This window comes from Bacillus sp. XT-4 (assembly GCF_050864245.1).
In the GTDB taxonomy this organism is placed as follows: domain Bacteria; phylum Bacillota; class Bacilli; order Bacillales; family Bacillaceae; genus Bacillus; species Bacillus altitudinis.
Genome location: NZ_JBPAFI010000003.1, coordinates 193,286 through 209,190, shown reverse-complemented (window position 1 = coordinate 209,190; position 15,905 = coordinate 193,286). Strand labels below are relative to the sequence as shown.

Genomic DNA, 15,905 nt, shown 5'->3' with positions numbered 1-15,905 from the left:
CCCTTTCATTCCCCAAGACCCACTTTGTTCCGTTTCCATGTTGTACCTCTATCATAAATAATGAATGAGTATTCAGTCAATATTTTTTGCCCATTTGGGTACACTATCGTCATATGTAAAAAAGGAGGAACCTTCATGATCGCATGGATCATTCTACTCGTCGTCTTCGTCATTGTTCTACTCGTCAGGCTAGATCTTTATATAGGGAGAAAATATTTTTCTACCCATGCTTTTGAACGGTCTTTTGACCAAACAAGCGGCGATGCAGTTTTTTATCATGATGGCGAACCACTGTTTGATCAGCTGCTTACGGATATACAGCAAGCCTCTTCTTCTATTCATATGATGTTCTTTATTGTAAAGAACGACAAGATTGGGCAAAGGATTCTGCAAGCACTTAAAGCGAAAGCAGAGCAAGGTGTTTCGGTTTTTTTGCTCACTGATCGGTTAGGCTCCTATTCATTTGATCAAACATCCATTCAGATGCTAGAAAAAAGCGGCATTCAATTTTACTTTTTAAATAAACCACGTTTTCCTTTTTTCATTTATCGCTTGAACATGAGAAATCACCGGAAGATCACGGTGATCGATGGGAAGATCGGCTACATTGGCGGGTTTAATATTGGCGATGAATATGTAGGGAAAAACGGTAGGTTTGGCATTTGGAAGGACTATCACCTGCGCATGACAGGACAGGTTGTCGCAGACCTCCAGCATGTGTTTCTGAATGATTTGTACCGCTCATCTGGTATTCAACAGCTGCAATACGAGGTTTTTCCTACACTGGAACCGGGAACATTACAGTGCACAACACGTGCGACGGCAGGTTTTTCTTTAGAGGCCTTATTTCTTCACGATATTCAACAGGCGAAAAAGCAAATCACCATCTGCACGCCCTATTTTATTCCATCTGCTCCTCTTCTAAGCGCCCTTCTTGACGCACGGAAGCGAGGCGTGACTGTCGACATCATCATCCCAATGAAGGCAGATCACCCGCTTGTGAAAGAAGCTGGATTTCATTATTTGAAAGATCTGATCGCTGCCGGATGTCTTGTGTATCGTTTTTATAAAGGGTTTTATCATGCGAAAGCCATTCTCATCGATCATAGCCGTTGTATGATCAGTACGGCGAACTTTGATAAACGAAGTTTGTTTTTCAACGAAGAAGTGGATGTGGCCATTGATGATCCCGCCTTCACCGCACATGTAGAGGAAAAGATTCGTGAACACATGGAAGTTTCAGAACTGATGACTGAAGAAAAATACAAACAACGCCCACTTCTCACGCGTCCAATTGAGTGGATAGGCGCCCTGTTCTCGTATTTTTTATAAAGGAGTTGACCTATGCGTTATCGATTTGGTTATGTATCCAACGCCGTCACTTTATGGGAAGCTTCACCTGCCAAGTCGCTGACCTTTGCAAGATACAGTAAGCTCTCAAAGGAAGAGAGGACAGAGGCTCTATTACGAACGACGAAAGCCAACCTCGTCAATACATTAAGAACGCTTTATTTTGCGATTGCCCATGATATTCCGCTTTACCGTTTTTCAAGCTCGATTGTCCCGCTCGCCACCCATCCTGAGGTGCGGTGGGACTTTGTGACACCCTTTCGCAAAGAATTTCTAGAGATTGGTCAACTCGTAAAGCGGCACGGATTACGAGTGAGCTTTCACCCCAATCAATTTACTTTGTTCACAAGTCCAAAGCCATCCATTACAGAAAATGCTGTCATTGATATGACCTATCATTATGAAATGCTTGAGGCCATGAAGCTTGAAAAGGAAGGCTATATGAACATTCATGTCGGAGGTGCATATGGCGACAAGGCATCTGCTTTACAGCGTTTTGATGAAAATATAAAGCAGCTTCCTGCACATATCAAGGCGAGAATGACGCTTGAAAATGATGACAAAACCTATACGTCATTAGAAACGCTTGATGTTTGTGAAAAGCATGGTATCCCGTTTGTATTTGATTACCACCATCACATGGCAAACAAAGATGATGATGCGGCACTTGATGACATTTTGCCAAGAGTGTTTGACACGTGGGCAAACACTGGCATACCGCCTAAAATCCACTTATCCTCACCTAAATCAGAAAAGGCGATACGAAGCCATGCGGATGGAGTGGAGATGTCCTTTGTATTGCCACTTTTTCAAGCTTTAAAGCCGTATGGTCGTGATGTGGATTTTATGATTGAGGCAAAGAAAAAGGATCAGGCCTTACTCCGTCTTGTTGAGGAGCTGTCAGCGATCAGAGGCAATCGGCGGACGGGCGGAGGCACCATTGAGTGGAAATCGTAGAGAAAGGTTTACCTCTATCGCAACGGGGGTAACAAAGCTATTGTGAGAAAGTATTTAACAGGAGGATATGAAGATGTCACAAATCTATTCAATCCGAATTGCTGCGAAAGCATTGAATTTACATAAGCTTATTTCTCTATACGAAAAGTGCCAGCACGCTCAGCATCGTTTATATGTATATTCTAAAAAAACAATGTGCAACATTAAGAACATCGTAGAGCTAGAGACCTTTAGGCTCACTCATTTAGAATCAGACTATTTAATCGTGGTAGAAGGAAAAGAGGCACAAGACCTCCTTCAGCCATTTGAAAAAGAGAATGCTTCGTAATCGTAAAGAAAGGCAGCCTTAGGCTGACAAAGGGATAAAATGAACTTTATTTTATCCCTTTGTCTTCTTTTCAGCGTAGTTGAAAACCTTTGCAGTCTAGGAAGGACGAGTACCGGCGCGGAGCGAATGTCACATTCGTGAGCACCGGCACGCAGGACTGACACCGAATGCGAGGGTTTGTCTACACGCTGGGGCAGCCTTAGGGCTGCTCTTTTTCTTATATCCATGCTTCTGTCAGCCAAACCTCGCGTGACGTTGCATTCATTTTTACTTGTGTACCGATTGGCATCGTGAGCATCGGGTGCGTATGGGCACTGTCAAATTCCGCAATGAGCGGCCTCTTTGTATCTCCCAGTACTTCAAGTAAGAGATCGTGCGGCCTTTTGCCCGTCCCTTCATCATCAAACAGCTCATGTTTCCCTAAAAGGATACCAGATACCCGTTCAAACACACCATTTATCTTTAACAGAGAGAAGTTCTTTTCGACGATGGAGGCGGTTTTCATACAATCTTCAATGAGAAGGATATCGCCCTTTTGGATTTGAGGCATGAATTCACTTCCCCATATGCCATACATGGCATTTAGGTTCCCGCCGATCAGTCTGCCTTCTGCCTGCCCTTCAATGACGCACATCCAATCGTTTGGACGTTTTTCTTTTTCTCGTATTTTCTCTTCCCAGTTGATCCGTTCGTCCGTCCAGAAGGGCGGTTTTTTCACCTGATATGGGATGGGCTGCGGATGAATGAGAATGTCCTCGAAAGATTGATATGTATGATTGACAAATGGTTCAAACTCTCCAAAAGACGGCACAAGTGCAGGCCCGTAAAAAGCAGGCAGACCCGTTTTTTCATAAGCCGCTAAAAGAATCGCCGTCGCATCTGAATAACCAATCATGATTTTCGGATGCTTCATCAGCAGCTCAAAGTCGAGATAAGGCAGCAAACTATTCGAGTTCGTCCCCCCGATCATCGACATGATACAGGACAAATCTTCTCTCGCCATCAGCTCATTCAGCTCAGCTGCTCGTTCTTGAATCGTTCCCGAACGATAGTGATCCTCTTTCCCTGTTAATGATCCTGGTACCACAATGAATCCTTTTTGTTCAAGCCATTCCTTCGCCCGCTCATACCTAAGAGGCGAGGTAGCAGATGCTGGACTTGAGGGAGAATAAATACCTATTTTATCGCCCTTCTGTAAACGCCGAAGCCCCTTCATTCCATCAGATCCTTCCTACACGAGTTTTTACTATCCTAGCAAAAAAAGCCCTTTTTCAAAAGGGCCTCGATTTAAAAATAAAGTACACTTCAATTTAACAGCTTAAACAGGCCAAATATGATGACAGTAAAACTGATGACCAGCGTCGCAAATATCTCAATACGAAAAAGAGCCCAGCTTAATAGCTGGACTCATTCAATCACTTCTCTTCAATGACCAAACTGCGCTTCGTGCAGTCTGCTATAGACGCCGCCCATTTGGATTAAGTCTTGATGGCGGCCTTGTTCTTCAATGCCTTCCTCTGTCACGACGATGATTCGGTCTGCATGTTTAATTGTTGCAAGGCGGTGAGCAATGACGAGTGTCGTCCGGCCGACTGCCAGTTCGCTTAGTGCGTCTTGGATCGCTTTTTCTGTTTCTGTATCAAGCGCTGACGTCGCTTCATCCAAAATAAGAATAGACGGGTTTTTCAAAAACATCCGTGCAATTGACAGGCGTTGCTTTTGACCGCCGGATAGCTTAACGCCGCGTTCACCAATGACCGTATTCAACCCTTCTGGGAAACGCTGAACGAGCTCCTCTAAATGGGCACGTCGCACCGCCTCCCAAATGTCTGCATCACTCGCTTCTAGGTTGCCGTACGCAATGTTTTCACGAATGGTGCCTGAGAATAAAAAGACATCCTGCTGCACAATGCCAATCTGCTGTCTTAAAGAGGACAAGGTCATAGATTTTGTGCTCACACCATCAATGGTGATGTCTCCTTCGTCCACATCATAAAAACGAGGCAGCAGACTACAAATGGTCGATTTCCCCGCTCCTGATGGCCCGACAAACGCAACAGTTTCCCCTTGTTTAATCTTCAAGTTGATATCCTTTAATACATGACTGTGCTCATCGTAGCCAAATGTCACGTTTCGATACTCAATTTCACCTTTCAAGCCGTAAAGATCACGTGCTCCTTCTGTATCCTTCACATCTGGCTCTGTTTCAAGCAAATCGACATAGCTTTTAAAACCGGCAATGCCTTTTGGATACATTTCAATCACCGTGTTGATCTTATCAATGGGTCTGAATAACACATTTGTGATCAAGACAAAGGCAATAAATCCGCCTGCCGTTAATTGACCTTGAAGAACAAACCATGTACCTGCCAGAAGGACAAACAGCGTCACAAGCCTTGTGAGAATATAGCTGATTGATCCGTTAACTGACATAATTTTATAGGAAAGAAGTTTCGCTTTTCGAAAGCGGTTGTTATTTTCAGCAAAACGCTTTTTCTCAAAATGTTCATTTGCAAAGGCTTGAACAAGACGAATACCGCCAATATTGTTTTCAACCCTTGCATGAAAATCTCCAATGTCATTGTTGAGTTGTGTAATCGCCTGTGTCATTTTTTTATTAAAATGAAGGGCTAACCAGATGATAACTGGCATAATCAAGAAGGTTAAAATGGCAAGCTGCCAGTTAATCATGAGCATGACGGCAAAGGCGCCAAGAATGGTCATAATCGCAATAAACAAATCCTCAGGTCCGTGATGCGCCACCTCACCAATGTACATGAGGTCATTTGTCATTCGAGACATAAGCTTACCCGTTTTGTTGTTATCAAAAAATTTAAAGGACAGACGCTGAAAATGATCAAATAGCTTTTTTCTCATATCGGTCTCAATGTTAATGCCAAGCATGTGCCCCCAATACGACACGATAAATTGCATCACTGAGCTGAGTGCGTAAATGACAAACAGCGCAAGTGCGGTCCAGGCAATGACCGTCCAGTTCCCTGTTGGTAATAATGTATCAATGAAGTAGTTCACGATCAGCGGGAAACCTAGTTCCATGAGTCCGACGGCCACAGCACAAAAGAAATCTAAAAAGAACAGACCACGATAGGGCCTGTAATAGGCAAAAAAGCGTTTTAGCATATGTAAAAGAACCTCACTTCCTCTATAATTGATAATCATTTTCAATTATAGAGGAATCATTATCGAAATACTAGATCAGGAAATGATTTCTTTCCCTGGAAGCCCTCACAATACACCTGAAAACAATCGCGCAAACGATTCCTTTAAACGTTCCTTTAAGCCCCTTTTATAAAAATGAACAGGCCCCATTTGCTCACATTCTTTCATATCTTCCTCATAATGAGCCATCAATTGTTCGATCGGTTTCTTTGCCGCTGTAAAGACATTGACCTCAAAATTGAGTTGGAAGCTTCTCATATCAACATTGGCCGTTCCGACAGAGGCAAGTTCTCCGTCTGCAATCATGACCTTTTGATGCATGAATCCTTTTTGATAGTGATATACCTTGATGCCCTCTTTCAAAAGCTCAGAAAAATAAGATCGTGTGGCGTATTGCGTGAGAAATCCATCATTAATCTCAGGCACCATCACACGCACATCCACCCCTCTTGTCGCCGCAATTTTTAACGCTGTGCGAATGGATTCATTTGGGACAAAATAAGGCGTCGCAATCCAGACAAATTGCTGTGCATTCGAAATGAGTGCGTCATATAAATCACTCATACTTTCCTTCATATCAGGTCCAGTCGGCACGACCTGAATGACATCTTCTCCTGTCACAGAATGCGGGGTGTGATATTTCGGATCATCAATTAACACTTCATCTGATACATACTCCCAGTCCAGCATAAATATGGAGTGAAGTGTCTGAACGGCTTCACCCTTTAACATCGTATGCGTGTCACGCCAAAAGCCGATGTTTTCATCGCGTCCTACATATTCCTTCCCGACATTGAGCCCGCCAACAAATCCTGTTTCACCATCAATAATCACGATTTTTCGGTGATTTCGGAAATTGAATTTTTGATTAAAGAATCCGTATTTTAATGGCAGAAAAGGAGCGACCTTTATCCCCGCCTGCTTCAATCGTTTAATATCTTTTCGTGAGAAGCGAATGCTGCCAGCTGCATCATAGATGAAGCGAACCTCTACTCCTTCTTTCACTTTTTCAATCAGGATCTCCATCATCCGGTGACCGAGGAAATCAGATTTGAACATGTAATATTCTATATGGATGAACGTTTTTGCCTTTTTTAATTCTTCAAAAATACGTGGAAAGGTTTCCTCTCCATTCTTTAAAATCTCCATATCACTATTTGTATTTACATGCATCCCTGTCGCTTTTTCTGTGTAATGAAAAAAAGCACGCTGATTATCGGTTAAACGCGTCTCATCCGGTTTACTCTCAAGCTCTGATATTCTGCGTAATTTTTCTCGGTTATACATTCTCTTTGATTTAAACAAATGTCCTTTGACATATAGCTGTCCTGAGAACAAATAAAACATATAGCCGATGATCGGGAAAAAGATCAGTACATACATCCATAACAGCGTGTGCTGTGATGTCCGGTTCTCTAGCATAAGCGAGATAATACTAAATAAAATGATGGCGATATAACTAGCTGCGTAAAGCTGAAAACCCCACGCTGGAACCGGCCACCAAAACACCACATATGCCCCGAATATCATGAAATATAAAAATAGAAATTCCAGTCTCCTCTTTTTCACATTCTCCGCCCTCATTCTGTCTTTTTCTTTTCCATACCCTTTGCACAGCTTGTCTGAAACGCACGATCTGCTGCTTTCTTTTAGCTTTTACAGACTGGAGCGTTTTGATCCGATATAATGGAAAATATGTGAAGGAAAGGACGAATGACTTATGCGTACACCATCTGCTTTAAAAAAGGGAAGCCACATTCGGGTAATTGCTCCAAGCCGAAGTGCCAGCATTTTATCAGAAGAAGGAATGGCTCAGGCCAAAAAACATTTAGAGGCATTAGGATTTACTATTTCTTTCGGAAAACACGTGTTTGAATGTGATCTGCATTCCTCTTCTTCTATTGAACACCGTTTATCTGATCTACATGAGGCATTCTCAAATGATGAAGTCGACGGCATTTTGACAGCAATCGGCGGCTTTAACTGCAATGAGCTCTTGCCTTATATAGATTATGATTTGATTCGTCAACACCCAAAAGTTCTTTGCGGCTACAGTGATATTACCGCACTTGCAAACGCCATTACCGCCAAATGTGACATGGTGACGTACTCAGGCCCTCATTTCTCCAGTTTCCAAATGGAACAAGGACAAGAGGAGCAGACAGCCATGTTTCAAGCGTGCGTGATGAGTAGCGAGCCATTTGATGTCACCCCTTCTACAAAGTGGAGTGATGATGCGTGGTATCTTGATCAAGCAAATAGGCAGTTTCATCCGACAACATGGGGGATTTATCAGGAAGGAACAGCTGAAGGCACCTTGTATGGCGGAAATCTTTGTACACTGAACTTACTGCAAGGGACACCCTTTATGCCTCGCATCAAGGATGCCATCTTATTTGTAGAAGATGATGACTTGGTCTTTCCTGAAACATTCGCCAGAGACCTTGCCTCGCTTTTGCAGCATGCCGAATCCATTAAAGGGTTAATCATCGGACGTTTTCAAAAGAAATCCAAGATGACAGAGGAACATTTGAGGTTCATTCTAGATAAGCACCCAATGCTTCAACACATTCCAGTGATTTACGATGTCGATATCGGACATACACAGCCGGTCTTCACCTTGCCGATTGGCGGGAGTGCCGAGCTCTCCTGCGACGGCGGACAAATACAATGGCGTGTTCATGCATAAATAAAACCTAAAAAGCACCCACATATGAGGGTGCTTTTTCTATGCCTTTATTTCTTTTTAAAATTTTTTTAGAAAAAGTGATCCAATCCTTCATCCCCTTCGTTAAGTAGATGTAAAAAGAAAAGAGAGGAGGCAAAAACATGTTCTCTGATGTACTTAGCCAATTATTCGATTCTATCTCTAACATTATTAATACACTTGGATAATCCCATTAACGCACACATACTACATGCTTGCCGAAGGGAGGATACAAACTATGTTTTCTGATGTACTTAGCCAATTATTCGATTCTATCTCTAACATTATCAATACACTTGGATAATCCCATTAACGCACACATACTACATGCTTGCTGAAGGGAGGATACAAACTATGTTTTCCGATGTACTTAGCCAATTATTTGATTCTATTTCTAACATTATTAACACACTTGGGTAATTCCTATGACACGCACATACTACATGCTTTCCGAAAGGAGGATATGCTCTATGTTCTCTGATGTACTTAGCCAATTATTTGATTCTATTTCTAACATCATTAATACGCTTGGTTAATTTTTCAAAACCCGCTATTTCTCGAGAATAGCGGGTTTTTTATATAAAGAAGCCCCGCTCATAAAATAGAGCGGGGCTTTTTGCATTACATTTTTTCCGGTGCAGATACGCCAATGAGTTTTAATGCATTCGCAAGCGTGATTTGTGTTGCTTTCATGAGCGATAGACGTGCTGTTGTTTTTGTTTCATTTTCAACATCAATGACCTTCTCGGCATTGTAGAAACTGTGAAGGGCTGATGCTAGATCATAGATATAGTTTGTGACGCGGTGCGGAATACGTTTTTCTGCTGCTTCTGCTACAACCTCTGGGAAGCTGCCGATGATTTTCAGAAGATCGTATTCTTTATCGGACTGAATGTGAGAGAAATCTGCTTTTTCAAGGTTTGGCTCGTAGCCTTTTTCTTCCCCTTGACGGAGCATGCTGCAAATTCTCGCATGTGCATATTGCGCGTAGTACACAGGGTTTTCGTTAGACGTAGAAATCGCTAAGTCTAAGTCAAAGTCCATATGTGTCGCCGCACTTCTCATCGCAAAGAAATAACGAGTAGCATCTAAGCCCACTTCTTCAATCAAGTCACGCATTGTGACGGCTTTACCTGTACGTTTACTCATTTTCATCTTTTCACCGTTTTTGTAAAGGTGAACAAGCTGAATGATTTCGACTTCCAGTTTGTCCTCTGGATATCCGAGTGCTTGGATCGCCGCTTTCATTCGAGGAATGTAGCCGTGATGATCCGCTCCCCAAATGTTGATGAGCTGGTCAAAGCCTCTGTCTAATTTGTCCTTGTGATATGCGATATCTGGAAGCAAGTACGTGAAGCTGCCGTCTTTTTTAATCAGGACACGGTCCTTGTCATCACCAAAATCAGTTGAACGTAACCATGTTGCGCCATCTTCTTCAAAGACATAGCCTTTAGCGCGAAGTGTTTCTAGCGCTGGTTCGATTTTTCCGTTTTCATATAAAGACGTTTCAGAATACCACACATCAAATGGGACACGGAAATTCTCTAGGTCGACACGTAGTTTTTCTAGTTCATATTTTAAACCGTACTCACGGAAGAATTTCATACGCTCTTCTTCTGATTCATGCACGAAACGGTCACCAAATTCATCAGCCAGTTTCTGCCCGATGCCTTTGATGTCTTCTCCTCTGTACCCGTCCTCTGGCATTTCTTTTTCAAGACCGAGCGCCTCAAAGTAACGTACTTCTACAGATAGAGCAAGGTTATTGATCTGATTGCCTGCATCGTTGATATAGTATTCACGGCTCACGTCGAAGCCTGCTTTATCAAGGATGTTGCAAAGAGAATCTCCTACAGCTGCACCGCGGGCATGTCCAAGATGAAGGTCACCTGTTGGGTTGGCTGAGACGAATTCGACTTGCACTTTTTGACCGCCGCCTGTATTCGTTTCGCCATAAGCCTCTTTTGCTTCAAGAACTGCCGGAATCAGTTTCGTTAAATATTGATTGTTCATATAAAAGTTGATGAATCCTGGACCTGCAATATCCAGTTTTTCGATTGACGCTTTGCCTTTATCAAATGCATTCACAATGTCCTCGGCGATTTGACGAGGTGCTTTTTTCGCAATGCGAGCAAGCTGCATCGCCATATTGGTGGAATAATCACCGTGAGTTTTGTCTTTTGGCACTTCCAAAAGAACATCCGGCACCTGGCTTTCATCAGCAAGTCCTGCTTTGACGACTGCCGCAATGATTTCTTCTTTTAACGCATCTTTGACCTGTTCTGCGATATTCATGAACGTAAATCCTCCTTATATGAAATCGATAATGTATGTAAATGCTTTTGATCTTCACCTGTCAGCATATCGTACGTAATGTGCAGAAGCCCATTGTCTACATCAAGATCAATGCCATGTGTGTGCACATCGAGCTGAAGTGTGCCAAATGGCATCGTGTAATGTGTCACGGTCGTTTCTCCAATGAGAAAGCGCTGCTTCATTTGAATTGCACCTGATCTCATGACAAAAATTTCTTTTTCACTTATTTTGACAACAGTTTTTACTTGACCCATTTCATGTTCTTCATGGTAAGTGAGATACGTTTTGTCATTCTTCTCTTGATACGTTCCAGTTGTTCGGAATTCGATCGTTTCAGCCGGTTCCGTCTCTGGTTTCATCACTGACTTTACATGAATTGAAATTTGGTTTTGTGTCATTTTGCACTTCCTTTGCTAAGACCCGTTTAACTAAAATAGTATACCATAATCCCGATTGCCTATCATCCCATCATTTCTCATCTTCGTGTGGATGAAACCCCATTTTTGATCTTCACCTGTCTCTTTAGAAAAAAAGAAAAATGAAGCTCACGCCTATCACGAGTCCAGTCTTGAGCCCTGCGCTTTTTCGATTGATGAGATAAAACAGTGCTTGGATACCTGAACTTGCCAAAAATGCCTGAAAGAAATCAAATGGGAGAAGATGCCCTTGCTTATAAACAAATAGCATAAACAGCGCGATGCCAGTGAGATAGAAAAAGCCTCGATCCTGAAACAGATGAACCATCTCATCCTTTGCCTCTTTTTTCGAGGTGAACGTGGGCGGACTCGCTGCAAGCTCTCTTTTCAGCGTAAGAAAGCCTGCCGCTAACACACATAAAGCGAGTAATACCATCAATACAGAAGAAAACACGACCTGCCTCCTTTATCATGTCACCAATGTAAAAAAAGAGCTTGTCCATGTGAGATGACAAGCTCCTCTATCAATGTTATTTCACAAATCCAAGCAGCATTTCTCGTAAAAGTTTGCTTGCTGTATTCGCCGTTTGATCGGAATGATCATATACAGGCGCTACCTCTACAAGGTCTGCACCGACGACATGCACATCAGAATCAGCAATGGCATGAATGGATGCCAGTAATTCTTTTGACGTAATACCGCCAGCATCCACAGTTCCAGTACCAGGCGCATGTGCCGGGTCAAGTACATCGATGTCAATTGTCACATAAACTGGGCGGCCTTTCAGCTTTGGCAATACTTGCTTCAATGGCTCCAGCACTTCAAATTTAGAAATGTGCATACCTGCTTCTTTTGCCCATTCAAATTCTTCTTTCATCCCAGAACGGATGCCGAAAGAGTATACATTTTCAGGTCCAATAAGTCCTGCCACTTTACGAATCGGTGTCGAATGTGAAAGCGGCTCACCCTCATATTCCTCACGAAGATCGGTATGTGCGTCCATATGGATGATGGCCAAATCAGGGTATTTCTTATACATCGCACGGAAAACCGGCCAAGACACAAGATGCTCGCCGCCCATTCCTAATGGAAACTTCCCTTTTTCTAAAATGCTGTCAACATACTCTTCAATTAAATCTAAGCTTTTCTGTGCATTGCCAAATGGAAGCGGGATGTCGCCAGCATCAAAGAATGGCACCTCGTGCAGTTCACGATCTAAATAAGGGCTGTATTCCTCTAATCCAATGGATACTTCACGAATACGGTTCGGGCCAAAACGTGAGCCGGGACGGTAACTGACGGTCCAATCCATCGGCATCCCGTATAAAATGACTTTCGCATCTTCCCATGTCGGATGACTTCCAATAAACACTTTTCCTGAATAAGCCTCGTCGAATCTCATGCAAGATTCCTCCTTTTACGCTTCAAAAAATGCGCAAACTTTCATTTGCGCATTTCCACTTCGCTTGATTTATTTGATTAAGTCGCTCACAAATTTCGGCAGAACGAATGCCGCTTTGTGCAATTCTTTTGTGTAATATTTCGTATCGATATCAAAGAAGCGGCTGTCTTCTACAGCAAGTGGATCATACTTCTTAGAACCGATAGTAAATGTCCAAAGACCGCTTGGATATGTTGGGATATTCGCTGTATATAGCTTGGTAATCGGGAAAATTTCTTTTACATCACGCTGTACATTTGTAATTAACTCAGGTGTGAACCAAGGGTTGTCCGTTTGTGCAACGAAAATACCGTCTTCTTTGAGTGCTTTTGAGATTCCTGCATAGAAACCTTTAGAGAACAGGTTTACAGCTGGTCCAACTGGCTCAGTTGAGTCAACCATGATCACGTCATATTCGTTGTCAGCTTCCGCAATGTGCATAAAGCCGTCTCCGACTTTCACCTCTACACGAGGATCGTCTAGTTTCCCAGCAATTGAAGGAAGGAACTTCTTCGAGTATTCAATGACCTTGCCATCAATATCAACAAGTGTCGCTTTTTTCACACTTGGATGCTTCAGGATTTCACGAATGACACCACCGTCTCCTCCGCCTACGACAAGAACATTTTCCGGATTTGGATGAGTGAAAAGAGGAACATGTGCCACCATTTCGTGGTATACAAACTCATCTTTCTCTGATGTCATCACCATACCGTCTAAAAACAGCATATTGCCAAACTCTTCTGTTTCCACCATTTCTAAATGCTGAAAATCTGTTTGTTCTGTGTGAAGAGTTTTGTTCACCTTCAATGTAATGCCAAAATTCTTCGTTTGCTTCTCTGTATACCAAAGTTCGCTCATTGTTCATCTTCCTCTCATCCAATAATAAACAAACATCTATTGTTAGCGCCTTTTATCGGCTATGACTATATCGATTGTCCAAGAAAAAAGTATAGTGGATTCATATCAAATTGTAAAGAACCGCATGAGATAACTTCATTTTTAAAACACACCCTTGCAGTCGCCTGTTTAAAACGGTTTTCTTTGTCCCATACTGATAAAAAACCGTCAAAATGGGGGCTTTGCATGGACACAATCATGAGTAATAAAAAAATCCGCATGACCGTGAAAACGATTCGGGCCTGTTTTTTTATCGGCTTGCTCGCTTTTCTATTTGCAGGCACAGTCTTTTTGACGATTCTTTTACTAGCTAAGTGGCAAGGCGCTCCCTCTGTTCAAGTTCCCCAATCCACGACCATTTATGCAGCCGATGGGTCTAAACTTGGCGAATCAAGCTTTGGAGAAAAGAGATACTGGGTTCCGTTAAAGGACATGTCCCCTCATATACAGCAGGCGGTGGTCGCAGTTGAGGATAAAACCTTTTATCAGCATCACGGCTTTGACGTGAAACGAATGGCAGGTGCTGCGGTGGCAGATATTCGTGCAATGGCAAAGGTACAAGGCGCCAGCACGATCACCCAGCAATACGCACGAAATTTATATTTAGATCATGATAAAACATGGAAGCGGAAGTGGAATGAAGCCTTTTACACGATCCGCTTAGAACAAAACTATACAAAAGATGAGATATTAGAAGGATACTTGAACACCATTTATTATGGCCACGGCGCATACGGCGTGGAAGCGGCATCCCGCCTTTACTTTGGAAAAAAAGCGAAGAACTTAACTTTAGCTGAGTCTGCCTTGCTTGCCGGGATTCCAAAGGGGCCTTCTCTCTACTCCCCTTATGTGAATGAGGAGAAAGCCAGCGCAAGAAAGAATATGATTCTGAGGCAAATGCAAGAGGTTGGCATGATTACGAAAAAAGCGGCTGCTGATGCCAGCAAGGAAAAGCTGTCCTATCGCCCGCTCAAGCAAAAGCAGCTGCAAGCAAAGCAGGCCCCATATTTTTATGATGATGTGATTCGTGAACTAAAACAAACGCTGGGCTTAACCGAGGAACAAATTGAAACGTATGGTCTTCATATCGAAACGACCTTACAACCTGAATTACAAAAAATCGCTGAAAAGACTTTAACCAACATCATGGATGCTGAATCAGATATCCAAATCGGCTTAACCGCCATTCATCCCCAGACAGGTCATGTGCTTGCACTCATCGGGGGAAGAGATTATGAGAAAAGCCCATTCAACCGGGTCACACAAGCGAAAAGACAGCCCGGTTCAACAATGAAACCACTTCTCTATTACATGGCCTTGCAAAATGGGTTCACTCCAGCAACGGTGATGCGCAGTGAGGAAACCGTTTTTGAACTGGATGAACAAGGAAGCGGCGCTGCTTATTCCCCAAGCAACTATCACGGCTATTACGCCAATGACGGTATTACGATGCTTCAGGCTTTGGCTCTATCTGATAACATTTATGCGGTCAAAACCCATCTATTTTTAGGAATGGAACAGCTCGTACGTGCAGGCAAGACGTTTGGGATTCACGAAAAACTAGATCAAGTGCCTTCACTTGCGCTAGGTACCTCACCTGTCAAACCAATCGAAATGACCAATGCTTACGCGATGCTGGTCAATGGAGGAAAACGCGTCAAACCAACCTTTATTACGAAAGTAACGGACGCAAAGGGCAACGTACTATTTGAGGAGAAACAAAAACGAGAGCAAGTACTAGATGAAAAAGCAGCATTTGTTACCACTGACATGATGTCAGGGATGTTCAATGATCAATTAAATGGCTATACAAGTGTCACAGGACGTACCATTTCAAAAGATCTTACCAGAAATTATGGAGGAAAATCGGGGACGACAGGCGCTGACAGCTGGATGATCGGCTTCTCTCCCCAGCTCGTCACAGGTGTGTGGACCGGCTACGATAAAGGACGCACCATTGACTCGGTCACAGAAACCGCCTATGCGAAAAAGATATGGGCTTCCTTTATGGAATCAGCCCTCTCAAACCAGCCAGCCTCCTCCTTCATGCCGCCAGACGGTGTAAAAGGCGTATATATCAATCCAAAAACGGGTGATCTCGCAGGCCCAGGATGCGAATCAAAGGTATTTACCTATTTTATAGAAGGAACGGAGCCGACCGGTGTCTGCTACGGTGCCGAGAACAAAGCATCTGAGCAAGACACGGCTCAGGATCAACAGCCTAAGAAATGGTGGGAAAAGTGGCTGAAGCGTTAAAAATGGACATGAAAAACCCCGAGATCTGCATCTCGGGATTCTCCATGTCCTAG

The 15,905-nt window shown here is 43.0% G+C and carries 13 protein-coding genes; 5 read left to right on the top strand and 8 right to left on the bottom strand.

Annotated features, from left to right (window positions below; genetic code table 11):
- The first annotated feature begins 135 nt into the window (after window positions 1–135).
- From cls (ACRRMM_RS10900) to ACRRMM_RS10890, 3 genes are all read left to right on the top strand, one after another.
- Window positions 136–1,332, top strand: coding sequence for a cardiolipin synthase (gene cls, locus ACRRMM_RS10900; protein ID WP_135226410.1), 1,197 nt, complete (start codon window positions 136–138; stop codon window positions 1,330–1,332).
- A 12-nt stretch (window positions 1,333–1,344) separates the two neighbouring features.
- Complete coding sequence (gene uvsE / locus ACRRMM_RS10895) at window positions 1,345–2,307, top strand: UV DNA damage repair endonuclease UvsE (protein ID WP_041091396.1); 963 nt, start codon at window positions 1,345–1,347, stop codon at window positions 2,305–2,307.
- Window positions 2,308–2,380: 73 nt separating this feature from the next.
- Window positions 2,381–2,635, top strand: a complete 255-nt coding sequence (locus tag ACRRMM_RS10890; protein ID WP_008343494.1) for a hypothetical protein — start codon at window positions 2,381–2,383, stop codon at window positions 2,633–2,635.
- Between the two features lie 217 nt (window positions 2,636–2,852).
- On the opposite strand, the gene ACRRMM_RS10885 is transcribed toward ACRRMM_RS10890, so the two are convergent.
- The 3 genes from ACRRMM_RS10885 to cls (ACRRMM_RS10875) all read right to left on the bottom strand — a co-directional run bounded on the left by ACRRMM_RS10885 (window position 2,853) and on the right by cls (ACRRMM_RS10875) (window position 7,384).
- The gene (locus ACRRMM_RS10885) at window positions 2,853–3,851 is read right to left on the bottom strand and encodes a S66 family peptidase (RefSeq protein WP_407974526.1); all 999 of its coding nucleotides are present in this window, start codon (window positions 3,849–3,851) and stop codon (window positions 2,853–2,855) included.
- A 209-nt stretch (window positions 3,852–4,060) separates the two neighbouring features.
- Window positions 4,061–5,776, bottom strand: a complete 1,716-nt coding sequence (locus tag ACRRMM_RS10880; RefSeq protein ID WP_017368229.1) for an ABC transporter ATP-binding protein — start codon at window positions 5,774–5,776, stop codon at window positions 4,061–4,063.
- 105 nt (window positions 5,777–5,881) lie between these two features.
- A complete protein-coding gene (gene cls, locus ACRRMM_RS10875) occupies window positions 5,882–7,384 on the bottom strand; it encodes a cardiolipin synthase (RefSeq protein ID WP_236810121.1) in 1,503 nt (500 codons plus the stop codon).
- Window positions 7,385–7,535: 151 nt separating this feature from the next.
- Here cls (ACRRMM_RS10875) and ACRRMM_RS10870 point away from each other — a divergent pair, with 151 nt between their 5' ends.
- On the top strand, window positions 7,536–8,504 hold the full coding sequence (locus ACRRMM_RS10870; RefSeq protein WP_236810122.1) for a S66 family peptidase: 969 nt from the start codon (window positions 7,536–7,538) through the stop codon (window positions 8,502–8,504).
- Between the two features lie 639 nt (window positions 8,505–9,143).
- Here ACRRMM_RS10870 and argS read toward each other — a convergent pair.
- From argS to speE, 5 genes are all read right to left on the bottom strand, one after another.
- A complete protein-coding gene (gene argS / locus ACRRMM_RS10865) occupies window positions 9,144–10,817 on the bottom strand; it encodes an arginine--tRNA ligase (protein ID WP_017360071.1) in 1,674 nt (557 codons plus the stop codon).
- On the bottom strand, window positions 10,814–11,236 hold the full coding sequence (locus tag ACRRMM_RS10860) for a DUF1934 domain-containing protein (RefSeq protein ID WP_007497707.1): 423 nt from the start codon (window positions 11,234–11,236) through the stop codon (window positions 10,814–10,816). Before ACRRMM_RS10860 ends, argS begins: the two co-directional genes overlap by 4 nt.
- Window positions 11,237–11,360: 124 nt before the next feature.
- On the bottom strand, window positions 11,361–11,708 hold the full coding sequence (locus tag ACRRMM_RS10855) for a hypothetical protein (RefSeq protein ID WP_035389831.1): 348 nt from the start codon (window positions 11,706–11,708) through the stop codon (window positions 11,361–11,363).
- Between the two features lie 76 nt (window positions 11,709–11,784).
- Window positions 11,785–12,657 (bottom strand): agmatinase, encoded by an 873-nt coding sequence (speB, locus tag ACRRMM_RS10850; protein WP_142153038.1) that lies wholly within the window; start codon window positions 12,655–12,657, stop codon window positions 11,785–11,787.
- 69 nt (window positions 12,658–12,726) lie between these two features.
- Entirely contained in the window at window positions 12,727–13,557 is an 831-nt protein-coding gene (gene speE / locus ACRRMM_RS10845) for a spermidine synthase (protein ID WP_017360074.1), read from the bottom strand.
- A gap of 225 nt (window positions 13,558–13,782) precedes the next feature.
- On the opposite strand from speE, the gene ACRRMM_RS10840 reads away from it, so the two are divergent.
- A complete protein-coding gene (locus ACRRMM_RS10840; RefSeq protein WP_428828661.1) occupies window positions 13,783–15,852 on the top strand; it encodes a transglycosylase domain-containing protein in 2,070 nt (689 codons plus the stop codon).
- The last annotated feature ends 53 nt before the right edge of the window (window positions 15,853–15,905 follow it).

What these genes read in the sequence shown, in the direction of transcription:
- cls (WP_135226410.1), top strand. Translation starts at nt 136, where the DNA reads ATGATCGCATGGATCATTCTACTCGTCGTCTTCGTCATTGTTCTACTC.
- uvsE (WP_041091396.1), top strand. Translation starts at nt 1,345, where the DNA reads ATGCGTTATCGATTTGGTTATGTATCCAACGCCGTCACTTTATGGGAA.
- ACRRMM_RS10890 (WP_008343494.1), top strand. Translation starts at nt 2,381, where the DNA reads ATGTCACAAATCTATTCAATCCGAATTGCTGCGAAAGCATTGAATTTA.
- ACRRMM_RS10885 (WP_407974526.1), bottom strand. Translation starts at nt 3,851, where the DNA reads ATGAAGGGGCTTCGGCGTTTACAGAAGGGCGATAAAATAGGTATTTAT.
- ACRRMM_RS10880 (WP_017368229.1), bottom strand. Translation starts at nt 5,776, where the DNA reads ATGCTAAAACGCTTTTTTGCCTATTACAGGCCCTATCGTGGTCTGTTC.
- ACRRMM_RS10870 (WP_236810122.1), top strand. Translation starts at nt 7,536, where the DNA reads ATGCGTACACCATCTGCTTTAAAAAAGGGAAGCCACATTCGGGTAATT.
- argS (WP_017360071.1), bottom strand. Translation starts at nt 10,817, where the DNA reads ATGAATATCGCAGAACAGGTCAAAGATGCGTTAAAAGAAGAAATCATT.
- ACRRMM_RS10860 (WP_007497707.1), bottom strand. Translation starts at nt 11,236, where the DNA reads ATGACACAAAACCAAATTTCAATTCATGTAAAGTCAGTGATGAAACCA.
- speB (WP_142153038.1), bottom strand. Translation starts at nt 12,657, where the DNA reads ATGAGATTCGACGAGGCTTATTCAGGAAAAGTGTTTATTGGAAGTCAT.
- speE (WP_017360074.1), bottom strand. Translation starts at nt 13,557, where the DNA reads ATGAGCGAACTTTGGTATACAGAGAAGCAAACGAAGAATTTTGGCATT.
- ACRRMM_RS10840 (WP_428828661.1), top strand. Translation starts at nt 13,783, where the DNA reads ATGGACACAATCATGAGTAATAAAAAAATCCGCATGACCGTGAAAACG.